The 13,546-nt window shown below is 65.4% G+C and carries 15 protein-coding genes; 4 read left to right on the top strand and 11 right to left on the bottom strand.

Features of this window, described 5'->3' with window-relative positions; genetic code table 11:
- From A5906_RS11075 to phnG, 5 genes are all read right to left on the bottom strand, one after another.
- Positions 1–563: ATP-binding cassette domain-containing protein (locus tag A5906_RS11075; protein WP_245326666.1), on the bottom strand; the 563-nt coding region annotated here is incomplete at its 3' end.
- Positions 556–1,440 carry an alpha-D-ribose 1-methylphosphonate 5-phosphate C-P-lyase PhnJ gene (locus A5906_RS11080; protein ID WP_080135182.1) on the bottom strand — a complete coding sequence of 295 codons (885 nt, stop codon included), beginning with the start codon at positions 1,438–1,440 and terminating at the stop codon, positions 556–558. The genes A5906_RS11075 and A5906_RS11080, both read right to left, overlap by 8 nt.
- Positions 1,437–2,552, bottom strand: coding sequence for a carbon-phosphorus lyase complex subunit (locus A5906_RS11085; RefSeq protein ID WP_080135183.1), 1,116 nt, complete (start codon positions 2,550–2,552; stop codon positions 1,437–1,439). The genes A5906_RS11080 and A5906_RS11085 overlap by 4 nt, the downstream gene beginning before the upstream one ends.
- Before the next feature lie 3 nt (positions 2,553–2,555).
- Positions 2,556–3,164, bottom strand: a complete 609-nt coding sequence (phnH, locus tag A5906_RS11090) for a phosphonate C-P lyase system protein PhnH (RefSeq protein ID WP_080135184.1) — start codon at positions 3,162–3,164, stop codon at positions 2,556–2,558.
- Positions 3,165–3,168: 4 nt separating this feature from the next.
- A complete protein-coding gene (phnG, locus tag A5906_RS11095) occupies positions 3,169–3,633 on the bottom strand; it encodes a phosphonate C-P lyase system protein PhnG (RefSeq protein ID WP_080135185.1) in 465 nt (154 codons plus the stop codon).
- Between the two features lie 119 nt (positions 3,634–3,752).
- Here phnG and phnF point away from each other — a divergent pair, with 119 nt between their 5' ends.
- Positions 3,753–4,484, top strand: a complete 732-nt coding sequence (gene phnF, locus A5906_RS11100; protein ID WP_080135186.1) for a phosphonate metabolism transcriptional regulator PhnF — start codon at positions 3,753–3,755, stop codon at positions 4,482–4,484.
- A 43-nt stretch (positions 4,485–4,527) separates the two neighbouring features.
- Here phnF and phnE (A5906_RS11105) read toward each other — a convergent pair whose 3' ends face one another.
- From phnE (A5906_RS11105) to phnC, 4 genes are all read right to left on the bottom strand, one after another.
- Complete coding sequence (phnE, locus tag A5906_RS11105) at positions 4,528–5,376, bottom strand: phosphonate ABC transporter, permease protein PhnE (protein ID WP_080135187.1); 849 nt, start codon at positions 5,374–5,376, stop codon at positions 4,528–4,530.
- Positions 5,373–6,257: a phosphonate ABC transporter, permease protein PhnE gene (gene phnE / locus A5906_RS11110; protein ID WP_080135188.1), complete on the bottom strand. Its 885-nt coding sequence runs from the start codon at positions 6,255–6,257 to the stop codon at positions 5,373–5,375. Before phnE (A5906_RS11110) ends, phnE (A5906_RS11105) begins: the two co-directional genes overlap by 4 nt.
- A 77-nt stretch (positions 6,258–6,334) precedes the next feature.
- Positions 6,335–7,270 (bottom strand): phosphonate ABC transporter substrate-binding protein, encoded by a 936-nt coding sequence (gene phnD / locus A5906_RS11115; RefSeq protein WP_080135189.1) that lies wholly within the window; start codon positions 7,268–7,270, stop codon positions 6,335–6,337.
- Positions 7,271–7,334: 64 nt separating this feature from the next.
- Positions 7,335–8,144, bottom strand: a complete 810-nt coding sequence (phnC, locus tag A5906_RS11120) for a phosphonate ABC transporter ATP-binding protein (RefSeq protein ID WP_018646363.1) — start codon at positions 8,142–8,144, stop codon at positions 7,335–7,337.
- Positions 8,145–8,317: 173 nt separating this feature from the next.
- On the opposite strand from phnC, the gene A5906_RS11125 reads away from it, so the two are divergent.
- Genes A5906_RS11125 through A5906_RS11135 form a run of 3 tightly spaced genes read left to right on the top strand, consistent with a single transcriptional unit; the run spans position 8,318 to position 10,887 of the window.
- Positions 8,318–8,980 (top strand): transferase hexapeptide repeat family protein, encoded by a 663-nt coding sequence (locus A5906_RS11125; RefSeq protein WP_080135190.1) that lies wholly within the window; start codon positions 8,318–8,320, stop codon positions 8,978–8,980.
- A complete protein-coding gene (locus A5906_RS11130; RefSeq protein WP_080135191.1) occupies positions 8,977–10,170 on the top strand; it encodes an alpha-D-ribose 1-methylphosphonate 5-triphosphate diphosphatase in 1,194 nt (397 codons plus the stop codon). Before A5906_RS11125 ends, A5906_RS11130 begins: the two co-directional genes overlap by 4 nt.
- Before the next feature lie 18 nt (positions 10,171–10,188).
- Positions 10,189–10,887: a DUF1045 domain-containing protein gene (locus A5906_RS11135; RefSeq protein WP_080135192.1), complete on the top strand. Its 699-nt coding sequence runs from the start codon at positions 10,189–10,191 to the stop codon at positions 10,885–10,887.
- A 123-nt stretch (positions 10,888–11,010) separates the two neighbouring features.
- Here the strand turns inward: A5906_RS11135 and A5906_RS11140 are convergent, their stop codons facing one another.
- Both A5906_RS11140 and A5906_RS11145 read right to left on the bottom strand, forming a co-directional pair.
- The gene (locus A5906_RS11140; RefSeq protein WP_136615140.1) at positions 11,011–11,604 is read right to left on the bottom strand and encodes a hypothetical protein; all 594 of its coding nucleotides are present in this window, start codon (positions 11,602–11,604) and stop codon (positions 11,011–11,013) included.
- 83 nt (positions 11,605–11,687) lie between these two features.
- On the bottom strand, positions 11,688–13,088 hold the full coding sequence (locus tag A5906_RS11145; protein ID WP_080135194.1) for a selenium-binding protein SBP56-related protein: 1,401 nt from the start codon (positions 13,086–13,088) through the stop codon (positions 11,688–11,690).
- Positions 13,089–13,546 lie beyond the last annotated feature (458 nt).

Consider the following 13,546-nt stretch of genomic DNA (forward strand, 5'->3'; position numbering starts at 1 on the left):
CCGCCGGTCGGCTCGTCCATGAACACCAGCCGCGGCTCGGTGACGAGGTTGCGGGCGATCTGGAGGCGCTGGCGCATGCCGCCGGAATAAGTGCGCGGCGCATCGTCGATGCGCGCAACGTCGATCTCAACGCGAGTCAGCCAGTCCGACGCGGTGTCGCGGATGCGGCCATAGTGGTTCCAGCCCACCGCCATCAGCCGCTCGCCGACATTGGCGCCGGCCGAGACCGCCATGCGCAGGCCCTGCGCCGGATCCTGGTGGACAAAACCCCAATCGGTGCGGAACAGCAAACGCCGCTCGGCCTCGCCAAGGGTGGCGAGATCGCGGGTGATGCCGTCGCGCATCCGGTAGGAGACGTGGCCTGCGCTCGGGGTGAGCTGGCCCGACAGCATCTGCAGCAGCGTCGACTTGCCCGAGCCGGATTCGCCGACGATCGCCAGCACCTCGCCCGGATAGAGCGAGAACGACACGTCGCGGCAGGCAGCAATGCGGCCGAACGACTTGCTGAGGGACGCGGCAACCAGCAGCGGCTCGTCATTGTCGAGCGTAGCTTGATCAACCATGCGCCTTCTCCTTGTAGGGCGCGGCGCTGAGGCTGCCGTGATGGCCGGCGGCCTGGCGGCCCTCGCAATAATCGGTGTCGGAGCAGACGAACATGCGACCGCCCTTGTCGTCGGTGACGATCTCGTCGAGATAGGAATTCTCCGCGCCGCACAGCGCGCAGGGCGCGTTGAAGCGGTAGGGCTCGAACGGGTGGTCCTCGAAATCGAGCGAGACCACCTGGGTGTAGGGCGGGATCGCATAGATGCGCTTCTCGCGGCCGGCGCCGAACAATTGCAGCGCCGGGCAATTGTCCATCTTGGGATTGTCGAATTTCGGCGTCGGCGACGGGTCCATCACGTAGCGCGCGTTGACCTTGACCGGATAGGCATAGGCGGTCGCGATGTGGCCGAAGCGGGCGATGTCCTCATAGAGCTTCACATGCATCAAGCCGTATTCGGCGAGCGCATGCATGCGCCGCGTCTCGGTCTCGCGCGGCTCGAGGAAACGCAGCGGCTCCGGGATCGGCACCTGATAGACCAGCACCTGGCTCGCGTGCAGCGCCGTCTCCGGGATGCGGTGGCGGGTCTGGATCACCGTTGCCTCGTCCGTCGCCGTGGTCGTGGCGACGCCGGCGGTCTTGGCGAAGAATTTGCGGATCGAGATCGCGTTGGTGGTGTCGTCAGAGCCCTGGTCGATCACCTTCAGCACGTCCTGCGGCCCGAGGATCGCGGCCGTGACCTGCACGCCGCCGGTGCCCCAGCCATAAGGCATCGGCATTTCGCGGCTGGCGAACGGCACCTGATAGCCGGGGATCGCGATTGCTTTCAGGATCGCGCGGCGGATCATCCGCTTGGTCTGCTCGTCGAGATAGGCAAAGTTATAGGCGGGCGCGTTCATTCCGCGGCCTCCTTCATGGCATCGGGCGCGTTGGCATCGGCAAACGCTTCAGCAAATTCCTGGCGAAGCTTGCGGAGCAGGCCGAGCTCGGACTGGAAGTCGACATAATGCGGCAGCTTCAGGTGCTCGACGAAGCCGGTCGCCTGGACGTTGTCCGAATGCGACATCACGAATTCCTCGTCTTGCGCCGGGGCGAGGGCCTCTTCGCCGAGCTCGCGGGCGCGCAGCGCGCGGTCGACCAGCGCCATCGACATGGTCTTGCGCTCGCTCTGGCCGAAGGCGAGGCCATAGCCGCGGGTGAAGCACGGCGCTTCCGTCGCGGAGCCCTTGAACTGGTTGACCATCTGGCACTCGGTGAGCTCGATGGCACCGAGCGGCACGGCGAAGCCGACGTCTTCTGCTACGAATTCGACCTCGACCTCGCCGAAGCGGATCTCGCCGACAAAGGGGTGATTGCGGCCATAGCCGCGCTGGGTGGAGTAGCCCATCGCGAGCAGAAAGCCTTCGTCACCGCGCGCGAGGTTCTGCAGGCGCAGGTCGCGATCCGCCGGGAAGTTCAGCGGCTCGCGGGTGAGGTCGCCGACGCTGGCGCCGTCCGCGGCCTGCGGTGAGGACTCGATCAGCCCGTCGCGGCCTAGAATGTCGGTGACGCGCGGCGTCGGAACGGTGGATGCTTCGGCCGCCGCCGGCGTCTCCGGCACAAAACCTTCCGCGAGCGAGGGATCGAGCAGGCGGTGGGTATAGTCAAAGGTCGGCCCGAGGATCTGCCCGCCCGGAATGTCCTTGAAGGTCGCCGACACCCGCCGCTGCACCCGCATGGCGCCGGTGTCGACCGGCTCGCTGGCGCCGAAGCGCGGCAGGGTGGCGCGGAAGGCGCGGACCAGGAAGATCGCCTCGATCAGATCGCCACGCGCCTGCTTGATCGCGAGCGCCGCAAGCTCGCGGTCATAGAGCGAGCCCTCGCTCATGACGCGATCGACGGCAAGGCCGAGCTGCTCCGAGATCTGGTCGAGGGAGATTTCCGCGACGTTCTGATCGCCGCGCCGCTTATGTGCGAGCAGGCGATGGGCGTTCTCGATGGCGCGTTCGCCGCCTTTGACTGCGACATACATGCTTCAGCTTCCCTTGCTCACGACGCGCGTGGTGCGCGGGATCGCGACCACCGCGTCATCTGCGACCAGCACCACGTCGATGCCGCGCGGAAACAGCGCCTCGTTCATACGCAGCCGCTCGAACAGGTCGAAAGGCTTGATCGACGCCTGCAGCGTTGCGACACCGTCGATGCCGGGGCCGCGCAGCTCGAAAGCGCGTCCGGAGCTGAGGCCGTCGACCTGGACGATCACCGTGGTCGAACGGTCCGGGTATTCGCTCGAGCCGAGCGCAAAACGCTCGAGCGGAGGCAGCGCACCGCCATCGCTGATGAGCGCGAACGCAGCGATCGAGGAATCCTGCACCACCGGCGCGCCGGTGTGGAACTTGAGCCATTTCAAGACGTCAGAACTCTCCGCCATCTGCGCATCGAGCCAGAGCGGCGTGTCGTGGTCGAACAGCGTCAGCGCGATCGCGGCGGTGCCGCGCATCATCGGCCCGGGCGCCCCCGCCATCGGCACGATGCGCTGGACCAAGCCCGGCCGCGCCATCGCATCCATGACCGAGCGAAAGGTCGATTGCGCCGACAAGACCTTGTCGGCGAAACCCGGCGGCAATTCCGCAATCGTGGTCATGACCTCACCCCTCACCGCGCACCATGGTGTAGAAATCAACCTTCGTCGCGGCGGCCTCTTCCGCCGCCCGCGTCCGCCTGACCATAAGCTGCTCGCGCAACGGCGCGATAACGCTGCGCTCGACCAGCCCGCCGAAATCGCGGGACTGCACCAGCGCATCGCACAGCGCGATCAGCCGCGCCTTCTCGCCATCCCGCCCGAGCGTGTAGCCGAAGCCGACCTCGCCACTCGCAAGCTTCACCGCCGCACGCGACACCGTGGTTTCGCCGAGGTTGAACGGCGCGCCGTCGCCGCCGACCCGCCCGCGCAGCATGACGAGGCCGTTCTCCGGCGCACGCAGATCCTGATGAGCCGGTAGGGCGAGATCGCGGAGGCGAGCGGCGATCTCGACCGCCTCCGCGTGCGCCAGCACGGCCATCGCGGCCTTGCGCTGGGCTTGCTGGGTATTGTGCTGGGTCACCTGATCCACCGCGCTTTTGACAGAACTTGCCGAATCTAAGTTGTCTATGATACTAGACAACTTCATACGGGCGCGCCATGACTGTTTCGTGACAAAGATGTGATTTTCGGGCTAGGCTGACCGACGACATGAGCATGCAGGACACAGCCTCCTCGGGCGTCGCGCTGTGGCGCCTCGTTGCCGACGGCATCGAGCGCGGCATCGCCGACGGCCGCTTTGCGGCCGGCGACAAGCTGCCGGCCGAGATGGAGATCGCCGAAACCTATCGCGTGAACCGCCACACCGTGCGCCGCGCGCTGGCAGCCCTTGCCGAGCGCGGCCTGGTGCGCGCCGAACGCGGCAGCGGAACCTATGTCGAAGCGCAGAAGCTGGCCTATCCCTTGCGCTCGCGCACGCGCTTCTCCGAGATCGTCGGCGCGGACGGCCGCGAGCCGCATGGTCGGCTGATCGAGGCATCCGAGGACACGGCGACGCGTGAACTGGCACGGGAGCTGGGACTGAAGACCGGCGCGCCCTTGGTGAGGATCGAGGCGATCCGGCTTGCCGACCGCACGCCGATCTGCGTTTCCACCACCTGGCTGTCAGCCGAGCTGTTTCCAGGCGCAGGCGAGGTGTTCGCCGCGACGCGATCGATGACGAAACTGCTCGAACATTACGGCGTCCGCGACTATCGCCGCGGCGCGACCCGGATCACCGCCGGCATCGTCGATGCGACTGATGCGGCACGGCTCGATCTGCCGCTGGGGCGGCCGATCCTGGTCGTGGACGCCACCGACCACGATCTTGCCGGCAAGCCGCTGGTGACGAAGCATTCGCGCTTCGCGGCGGAGCGCGTGGAGTTTCTGGTGGAGAACGGGTGAGGTTTAGCCACTCCACAAGAAGGGGAGACGGGAAGAAAGCAGGCTACGCCGCCGCCCTACGCCCAATGATCGCAAAGCGCAGCTTGCCCGATATGAAATCGATCGCGGCGACCGCGACAAGGATCATCAGGATCAGGAACGACACCTTCTGCCATTCCAGCACGCGAATCTGCTCGGCGAGCTGGAGGCCGATGCCGCCGGCTCCGACGATGCCGATGATGGTGGCCGAGCGGGTATTGGATTCGATGAAATAGAGCACCTGGCCGGCGATGACGGGCAGCACCTGCGGCAACAGGCCAAAGCGGATCTCGTGCAACGGGCTGCCGCCGGAAGCGCGGATGCCTTCGACCTGCTTCTGGTCGGCCCCCTCGATCGCCTCCGAGAACAGTTTTCCGAACGCGCCGAAATCCGACACCGCGATGGCGAGCACGCCGGCGAACGGGCCGAGCCCGACCACGTTGATCCACACCAACGCCCAGATCAGCGTGTCGACGCCGCGGATCGAATCGAGCAAGCGGCGGATCGGGAAGCGCAGGATGTTGGACGGAACGACGTTGCGCGCCGCGAGCAGGCTGACGGGCAGCGCGAACAGCGCGGCCAGCGTGGTGCCGAGCAGCGCAATCGACAGCGTCTCGCCGAGCGCCTTCAGATAGATTGGCAGCGAGGAGCCAGGATCCGGCGGGATCATCATCAGGCTGATCCAGCCGAGCTGGCTGAGGCCGGCGAAGAAGCGCGAGGGCGAGAAGTCGAGATCGACGAGGCCGTAGACCAGGATCGCGGATGCCCCGACGATCATCGCCGGCATCGCCAGCCGCGCCGAGGCCGGCCGGTCGAACACGTCAGGATAGCGCGCGCGAAGCTCTCGCGTGTCGACCTGCTGCGGCTTCGTCACGTCCGCGCCTCCTTGCCGAACAGGCGGCCGCGCAGCCAGCCGGTGCTGATGTCGATGATGAAGACCGTGACGATGATGGTGAGCAGGATCGCGCTGACGTCGGAGTAATAGAATTTGCGGATGGCGACGACGAGCTCCTGGCCGATGCCGCCGGCGCCGACAAAGCCCATGACGGAAGCTTCGCGGACATTGATCTCGAAGCGCAGCAGCGCATAGCTGGCATAGCCGGCGGTGACCTGCGGCAGGATGGCGAAGCGCATGCAGGAGAGCCAGCTCGCCCCGGTCGAGCGGATGCCCTCGACCGGCTTCATGTCGGCATTCTCGACGATCTCCGAGAACAGTTTTCCCAGCGCACCGGTGGAGTGGATCGCGATCGCGAGCACGCCCGCCATCGGCCCCAGGCCGAAGGCGATCACGAAGACCAGCGCGAACACGATGCCGGGGACGGTGCGGGCAAATTCAAGCAAGCGGCGCACGAGGAAGCGCAGCCAGGGCGCGGGCGAGGTGTTCTCGGCCGCGAAGAAGTTGAGGGCGAAGGCGAAGGTCGCGCCGATCAACGTGCCGACATAGCTGATGAGCAGGGTCTCGCCCAGCATCTTCAGCCATTTGCGCCAGCCCCACAGCCACTCGCCGACATCGGTCCAGACCCGCTGGCCGCCGTCGAGCGTGAGGATGCGGTCGAAATAGCTGACGAAGTTGCCGAAATAGGTGAACAGCGTGCGCAGATTCACTTCCGCGCCGATCGCGGCGAGAACCAGCGCCGCGGCAAAGATCGCGGCGCCCAACAGCAGACGAAGCCGCCTGCGCGAGACTGCCTCGCGATAGGCAGCATTCAGCGCGGCCAGCTGCTGCTCAGGGAGGATCGAAACCGCGAGGGTCATTGGGTCAGGGCAATGGATCGTTCGGAAAAGAAAGAGCCGGGTCCATCGACCCGGCTCAAGTGGCTCGTCCTGAAAGCTCAGGACGCCTTCTTCTTACGCAATGCATCGACGAACTTGATCAGCTCGATCGTGCCATCCCAGTCCTTGGTGGTGGCGGGATGAAAACCCTTCTTCTGGCCGTCCTGGAGGCGATCGAAGGCCGCCTTGTCCTTGGCCGGCGCGTCGAAGAACGCCTTTGCGATCGCCGCCTTGGCATCTTCCGGCAGGTCGGAGTTATAGGCGTAGGGGCCGTTGATGATCGGCGCCGACTTGTGGATGATGCGGAAATCGTCCTTCTTCATCGGCGAGCCGTCGGCGTTCTTCAGCATGCCCTTGGTCAGCATCTGCGCCAGCGTCGAATCGTCGTCGCTGGTCCACTGGTTGGCGGCAACGTCGACCGTGCCCTGCGCCAGCGCCAGCATCGCGTTCTCATGGCTGCCGGTGAAGACGACCTTGCTGAAATAGGTGTCGGCGTCCGTGATGCCCATCTTGTCGAGCTCGAAGCGCGGCACGTTGTTGCCGGACGTCGAGTTCGGGTCGACCAGGCCGAGGTTCTTGCCCTTGAGGTCATCGATCTTCTTGTAGGGGCTGTTCGCCTTGACGAAGAACACCGAGTAGTAGCCGGTCGAACCATCGGCGTTGATGTCGTTGGCGAAGGCGTCGGTCTTGACGCCGGTCAGGCGGGCGCGCGCGAACGAGGCCGAGCCGTAGCTGGCGATATGGATGTTGCCGGCGCGCTGTCCTTCGATGACGGCGGCATAGTCGTTGGCGATGCGCAGCGTGACCTTCACGCCCAGCTCCCTGGAGAGATAGCTCATGAACGGCGCCCAGCGCTCGGTCACGCCCGAGGCGTTTTCCGCCGGAATGACCGCGAAGGTCAGCGCGGGATATTTTGCTTTCCAGTCCTCGGCGGAGGCAGCAGCGGTAAAGGCGAGCGCGGCGGCGCCGGCGAGAACGAGTCTGCGAGTGATCATGATACCCTCTTCATCGGTTGGGGTCGGTTACGCAAAAATGGCGACTGAACAGGTGCGACGCGGCTCAGGCGGCCGCGGCGGTCCCGAGTGCCGGCACGCCCTCGGGCGCCGGGACAGGCATGCCGCCCATGACGTCGGCGGCTTCGAGATCGTAGAGCTCGCGCGCGACGTGGTCGGTCAGTGCGGACGGCGCGCCGTCGAACACCACGCGGCCGGCGGCCATGCCGATCAAGCGGTCGCAATAGGTACGGGCAAGATCGAGCGAATGCAGGTTGCAGAGCACGGTGATGCCGAAGTGCTTGTTGATGCGCAAAAGCGCATCCATCACGATTTTGGTGTTGCGCGGGTCGAGCGAGGCGATCGGCTCGTCGGCGAGGATGATGTCGGGCTGCTGCACCAGCGCGCGGGCGATGGCGACGCGCTGCTGCTGGCCGCCGGAGAGCTGGTCGGCGCGCTGGGCCGCGAGCGAGGCAATGTCGAACTGCTCGAGTGCCGACATCGCCAGCGCCTTGTCCTGCTCGGGCCAGATCTGCGACAGCGAGCGCCAGGCCGGCATGGTGGCAAGGCGTCCCATCAGGACGTTGGTGAGAACATCGAGCCGGCCAACCAGGTTGAACTGCTGGAAGATCATGGCCGAACGGGCCCGCCACTGCCGCAACTCCTTGCCGCGCAGCGCGGTGACGTCGGTGCCGTCGAACAGGATGCGCCCTTGCGTCGGCGTCACCAGGCGGTTGATGGTGCGGAGCAGCGTCGACTTGCCGGCGCCGGATCGTCCGATCACACCGACGAAACCGCCGGGGGAGATTTGAAACGAAGCGTCGTCCACCGCGGCTTTTGCGCCAAAGCGGCACGTCAGACCTTCAACCACCAGCATACAAGGGCTCCAGAGTAGCTGGAGCCAACCGCTAACGCCGACGCTTGACACTTGTGTGACACGCGCATGCGGTGCGGCGATCCTGCACACCTATTCCCCTGTCATCGTTGCGTCATGACATCGTCATCAAGCCACCCGAAGAGGGTTGCCCGCCTCGAACGTTCGGACGCAGCATGGCCGGCAAGGTGCTTTCGATCCAACCGACCATCGACGCTTCCGCGAAGCTCCATGAGACCAGATTAGGCGCCTACACGGAGGTCGGCGCGCGCACGATCCTGCACGAGGTCACGATGGGCGATTACTCCTATGTCGTGAACGACGCCCAGATCACCTACACGACGATTGGAAAGTTCTCCTCGATTGCGGCGATGACGCGCATCAATCCCGGCAATCATCCGATGCACCGCGCGACGCAGGCGCACTTCACCTATCGCTCCAGCGCCTATTTCGAAGGCGAGAGCGACGATGCCGAGTTCTTCGCCTGGCGGCGCCAGCATCACGTCCATATCGGCCACGACGTCTGGATCGGCCATGGCGCGATCGTGCTGCCGGGCCGCAACATCGGCACCGGCGCGGTGATCGCGGCCGGCGCCATCGTCACCAAGGACGTGCCGGCCTACACCATCGTCGCCGGCAATCCGGCACGGATCGTGCGGCGGCGGTTCTCGGAGGAGATCGCCGGACGGCTTGCGGGGCTCGCCTGGTGGGACTGGGATCACGACAAATTGCGTGAGGCCCTGCCCGATTTCCGCAAGCTCGGGATTGAAGATTTCCTCGCCACGTATGAAGCACGGATAGATTCCCCTCGCAGCAGCAAGAAAAGCGCAATCGCGTGACAGACATTTTCCTTGAAGGCGGCCGGACCCTGATCGGCACCGAACTCGTTGAAACGTCGTTGGCGGTGTCCGGACCTGGCATCGCGGAGGTGGGCGCCTCCCGCGGCCGCGCGCGGCTCGCGATCGATGCGCGCAACCTGCTGGTGCTGCCGGGCATCGTCGACCTCCACGGCGATGCGTTCGAGCGGCAGATGATGCCGCGCGCCGGCGTCGACTTCCCGATCGACGTCGCGCTCGCCGACAGCGACCGCCAGGCGATCAGCAACGGCATCACCACCGTGTTTCACGCCACGACCTGCTCGTGGGAGCCGGGCCTGCGCAGCGCCACGAATGCACGCGGCCTGATGGAGGCGATCGAGCGGCAGCGCCCGCAATTCGCCGCCGACACCCGCTTTCATCTGCGCCACGAGACCTACAATCTCGACGCCGAGGCCGAGATCGGCCAATGGCTCAGCGAGGGCCGCGTCGATCTGTTCGCCTTCAACGACCACATGGACGGGGTCGTTGCCGACATCTCCAATCCGCGCAAACGCAACCGCATGGTGGAGCGTACCGGACTGTCGAGCGAGAATTTTGACAAGCTGGTCGCGGATGTGGTCGCGCGCGCTGCCGAGGTACCGGCGTCCGTGTCACGGCTCGCCGCCACCGCCCGCGGAGCCGAAGTGCGCATGCTCTCGCATGACGATGCGACGCCGGCGATGCGCCGGGAGTTTCGCGAGCTGGGCGCGACGATCGCAGAATTCCCGATCAACGAAGAGACGGCGCGCGCAGCGGCAAGCCACGGCGATGCCATCGTCTACGGTGCGCCGAACGTCGTGCGCGGCGGCAGCCACACCGGCTGGACCAGGGCGTCCGACATGATCGCAAAGGGGCTCTGCTCGGTGCTGGCGTCGGACTATTACTATCCCGCGCAGCTGCTCGCCGCATTCCGCCTCGCCGCCGACGGCGTGCTGCCGCTGACGAAGTCCTGGGATCTGGTCTCGGCCGGCCCCGCGCGCGCGACTGGCCTCACCGATCGCGGCGAGATCGCGCAAGGACGCCGCGCCGACATTCTGCTGGTTGACGACAGCGTGCCGTTGCGGCCGCGGATCATCGCCGTGATATCGGGCGGGAAGCTCGTGCATCTCACCGATGCGACGCGGTTGCTCAGCGCCGCGGCTGCACCACGCGAAGCTGTCGCGGCGGCCTAATTTGGTTATGCTCGGGCGATGACAGGTTTTCCCCGCTACGCGATCTATTTCGCCGCAGGCGCCGACAGCGCCCTCTCGCGCTTCGGCGCCGCGCTGCTCGGCTATGACGCCCACACCGGCGACGAGCTGCCATTTCCGCGTGAGGCGCTGCAAGTTGCGCCGGACTGGCGCGACGTCAGCGCCGATCCCCGCAAATACGGCTTTCACGCCACGCTGAAGGCGCCCATGGCGCTGGCACCGGGCAAGACCGAAGGGGAGCTGATGGCGGCCTGCGCGGCCTTCGCCGGCATGGCGCGGCCCGTTCCGGTGATCCGCCCCGTCGTCGATGCCATCAGCGGCTTCATTGCCGTCATTCCGGCCGAGCCGGTCGAAGCGCTCCAAGAGCTCGCCGCCGATATCGTCCGCGATTTCGACGCCTTCCGTGCACCGCTGACGGCGGAAGACCGCGCGCGGCGCAAGCCGGAGAAGCTGAGCGAGCGGCAGCGCGACTATCTCGACCGCTGGGGCTATCCTTACGTGATGGAAGAATTCCGCTTCCACATGACGCTGACGGGGCGGCTGGATGCGGAGCGGCGCGGGCCCATTCTGGCGATGCTGCGGGAACGGTTTGCGGCGCTGCAGCTCGAGGCGCTGACGATCGACCGCCTCGCGCTGTTCAAGCAGGATGATGCCAAGGGGCGCTTTCGCATCATCGGCGAGTGGGCGTTAGCAAGATAGTCACCACTTCTTCCGTCATTGCGAGGAGCGAAGCGACGAAGCAACCCAGACTGTCTCCAGAGGGAAAGTCTGGATTGCTTCGCTTCGCTCGCAATGACGACGGCGGGAGGTTACTCCGCCACCTCAGCGCCAGCTCGCAGGATTGAAAGCGAGGGCCACCGCGCCAACCAGAACGAGGCTGATCGCCCAGACCGCATCGAGATTGAACCAGCTTCGCGAGACGAACTTCAATCCCAGATGGCGGTAGACCAGCCACGCCAGACATCCGCCGGCGGCGACCATGGCGGTCACGTGGACCAGGGCCACCAGCACCGCCATCCCGAGATTTGCCTTCATCAGCGCGCCTGCCGCCTCATGGCCGGCATCGAGCTCGAAGGCCTGGCAGAGACCGAGATAGATCGGCACGAGCATCAGGGCGGCGCCGTGCGCGATGGCGACCGCAAACGACCAGAGCGCCAATTGCGTCGGCGGAATTCGTGCCAAGGTGCGCGGATGACGCCTGTCGATCAGCCGGTAGACGCCGAAGCCGATGACGAGAAGGCTCGCGACAATCTGGATCTGACGCTGCCACTCGGCCAGCACCAACAGAAATGCGAATGGCAGCAGCACGAGAAGCGTTGCCAGGAGATGCCCGGCCGCCAGACCCCACAACGCGCGGAAGAGCGCGCGCGGGCTCTTGTCCATGAGCCCGGCCGAAACGGCGAGCGGCCATCCCATTCCCGGATTGATCCCGTGGTAGAGACCGCTCGCAGCGAGCGCGAGCCACAGCCAGCCAAGCGCCGGGCTCGCATGCGTCCCGTCTAGGCCGACGGATAGCAAAAGGAGTCCGTCGAACAATCGCCGCCCTCGAGCCTGATCTGGTGCGCGCGATATCCGTCGGGGAAGCTCACGAAATAGTCCTTGTCGAGCTCGAGGCCGCCGTTGCGGCCGACATTGGCCATGACCTCGACGCCCGGAACCCCATCGGGATAGAACTGGTCATCCCAGGTGGAATAGAGCGAATTGGTCCAGTACACGCGCCGGCCGTCGCGGCTGATCTCGACCATCTGCGGTCCCGCCGCAAAGGCCTTGCCATTCGGATGGGGCGTGCGGCGCGCGATGCCGCCGATGTGGACCGAGCCTGCAAGCTTCGGCTTTCTGGGATCGCTGACGTCGTACTGGCGCATTTCGCCCGTCCCCCAGCACGAGACATAGAGAAACCGGTCGTCCATCGACAGGTCGATGTCCGTCACCAGCGGCGGCACGGCGCCAAATCCCTGCAGCAGCGGCGGGAGCTTCTCCTTTGGCGCGGGTTCGGGAGGGATCGTCGCCGTCTTTTCGGCATGGAATTTTCCACCCTCGCGCCACCAGGTCCAGATCGATGCTTCGAGGTTGGTGGTGTCGACAACGACGCCGACGAAGCCGTATTCGCGAACCGGATCATGCGCGGGCCGCACCTCCAGTGCCATCTGATGATTGGCGCCGAGATCGATGGTCTGGACGTTGCGACGGGCGCGGAGATCCCAGAAGTGGAGACAATGGCCATATTTGTTCGACAGCAGGTCTTCCGGAACGATCCCGTTCTCGAACTGCGGCGGCAGCGCCCATTCGCTCGTCACCATGTAGTCGCGCGGCAGATTCCACCAGAAATCATAGTGCCGCGTCTGCGGGCCGCGGTCGATCTCCCAGCGTCCGAGGACCTCGAAGGTCTCGCAATCCATGATGAAGACGCCTGGAGGTCCGTTGGTGCCGTCCTTGCCGCCGCCACCCAGCGTGCTCACGTAAATGCCGTCCGGCCCGCAATGGATGGTATGCGGTCGCGAGTAGCCGGTCTTCTTGAAGACCTCCTCCGGCTCGATGATCTTGTGGATCTTGGCTTTGGTCGGATCCGGCTTGGTATCGATGATATAGATCCGCGAGGAGCGCAGCCCGGGGATGATGAGATAGCGCCGCTCGATGAACGCGTGTCCGGCAAGCGGCGACAGGGCGGAGGAGCAGGCATTCCAGCCGAAGTGATGAAACTCGTCGCCCTTGTTGGGCATCGTCACGGTGTGGACGATCTGGCTATAGGTCGGCGATCCCGGCTTGACGTCGATGACCGCGAGAGCATCCGGCTTCGAGAAATCCGGACTGAGCAGCAAGGTGTAGGCGAAGTTCTCCGCCGGTGCTTCCATCGCAAGCCTGGGCGATGCGTGAAAGGTGGGATCCGGCCTCATCGTCATGGCACTGCCTCCCTGTTCTGTCGGTTCGCTCCAACCTGGCTCGGGATAGCGGCATAATGAAGAAATGTTACGCGATGTCTTGAAATGCTCCGTGGGCCGGTGGGCGAGCTTAGCATATGCCATCGCGGAGCTGTGGGAAACGGCCCGGGCCGCGCCAATTCGACGCCTTCAGGCGAAATGGGCGGCCCCCCGTCATTGCGAGCGAAGCGAAGCAATCCAGGCTTCTCTCCGCGGAAACAGTCTGGATTGCTTCGTCGCTTCGCTCCTCGCAATGACGGGGAGAGACCTATTTCCACCAGCACAGCCTTCGTAGGAAGGGCAAAGGCGCGGAGCGCCGTGCCCACCATCACGCTATGAATAGAAACAGGTGGTGGGCACGCTTCGCTTTGCCCACCCTTGTAATAGCGCAATCGGATATTGTCTGGGTGTTCCGAGAGGAATGGCCTGCCGCAGCTGCA

The sequence above is a fragment of the Bradyrhizobium sacchari genome (assembly GCF_002068095.1).
Lineage (GTDB): Bacteria > Pseudomonadota > Alphaproteobacteria > Rhizobiales > Xanthobacteraceae > Bradyrhizobium > Bradyrhizobium sacchari.

Excerpts from the sequence above, each read along its gene's own strand:
- phnD (WP_080135189.1), bottom strand. The coding sequence starts at position 7,270 with ATGATCACTCGCAGACTCGTTCTCGCCGGCGCCGCCGCGCTCGCCTTT.
- A5906_RS11085 (WP_080135183.1), bottom strand. The coding sequence starts at position 2,552 with ATGTATGTCGCAGTCAAAGGCGGCGAACGCGCCATCGAGAACGCCCAT.
- A5906_RS11125 (WP_080135190.1), top strand. The coding sequence starts at position 8,318 with ATGGCCGGCAAGGTGCTTTCGATCCAACCGACCATCGACGCTTCCGCG.
- A5906_RS11145 (WP_080135194.1), bottom strand. The coding sequence starts at position 13,088 with ATGACGATGAGGCCGGATCCCACCTTTCACGCATCGCCCAGGCTTGCG.
- A5906_RS11135 (WP_080135192.1), top strand. The coding sequence starts at position 10,189 with ATGACAGGTTTTCCCCGCTACGCGATCTATTTCGCCGCAGGCGCCGAC.
- A5906_RS11080 (WP_080135182.1), bottom strand. The coding sequence starts at position 1,440 with ATGAACGCGCCCGCCTATAACTTTGCCTATCTCGACGAGCAGACCAAG.
- A5906_RS11140 (WP_136615140.1), bottom strand. The coding sequence starts at position 11,604 with ATGGGATGGCCGCTCGCCGTTTCGGCCGGGCTCATGGACAAGAGCCCG.
- phnF (WP_080135186.1), top strand. The coding sequence starts at position 3,753 with ATGAGCATGCAGGACACAGCCTCCTCGGGCGTCGCGCTGTGGCGCCTC.
- phnE (WP_080135188.1), bottom strand. The coding sequence starts at position 6,257 with ATGACCCTCGCGGTTTCGATCCTCCCTGAGCAGCAGCTGGCCGCGCTG.
- phnC (WP_018646363.1), bottom strand. The coding sequence starts at position 8,144 with ATGCTGGTGGTTGAAGGTCTGACGTGCCGCTTTGGCGCAAAAGCCGCG.
- phnH (WP_080135184.1), bottom strand. The coding sequence starts at position 3,164 with ATGACCACGATTGCGGAATTGCCGCCGGGTTTCGCCGACAAGGTCTTG.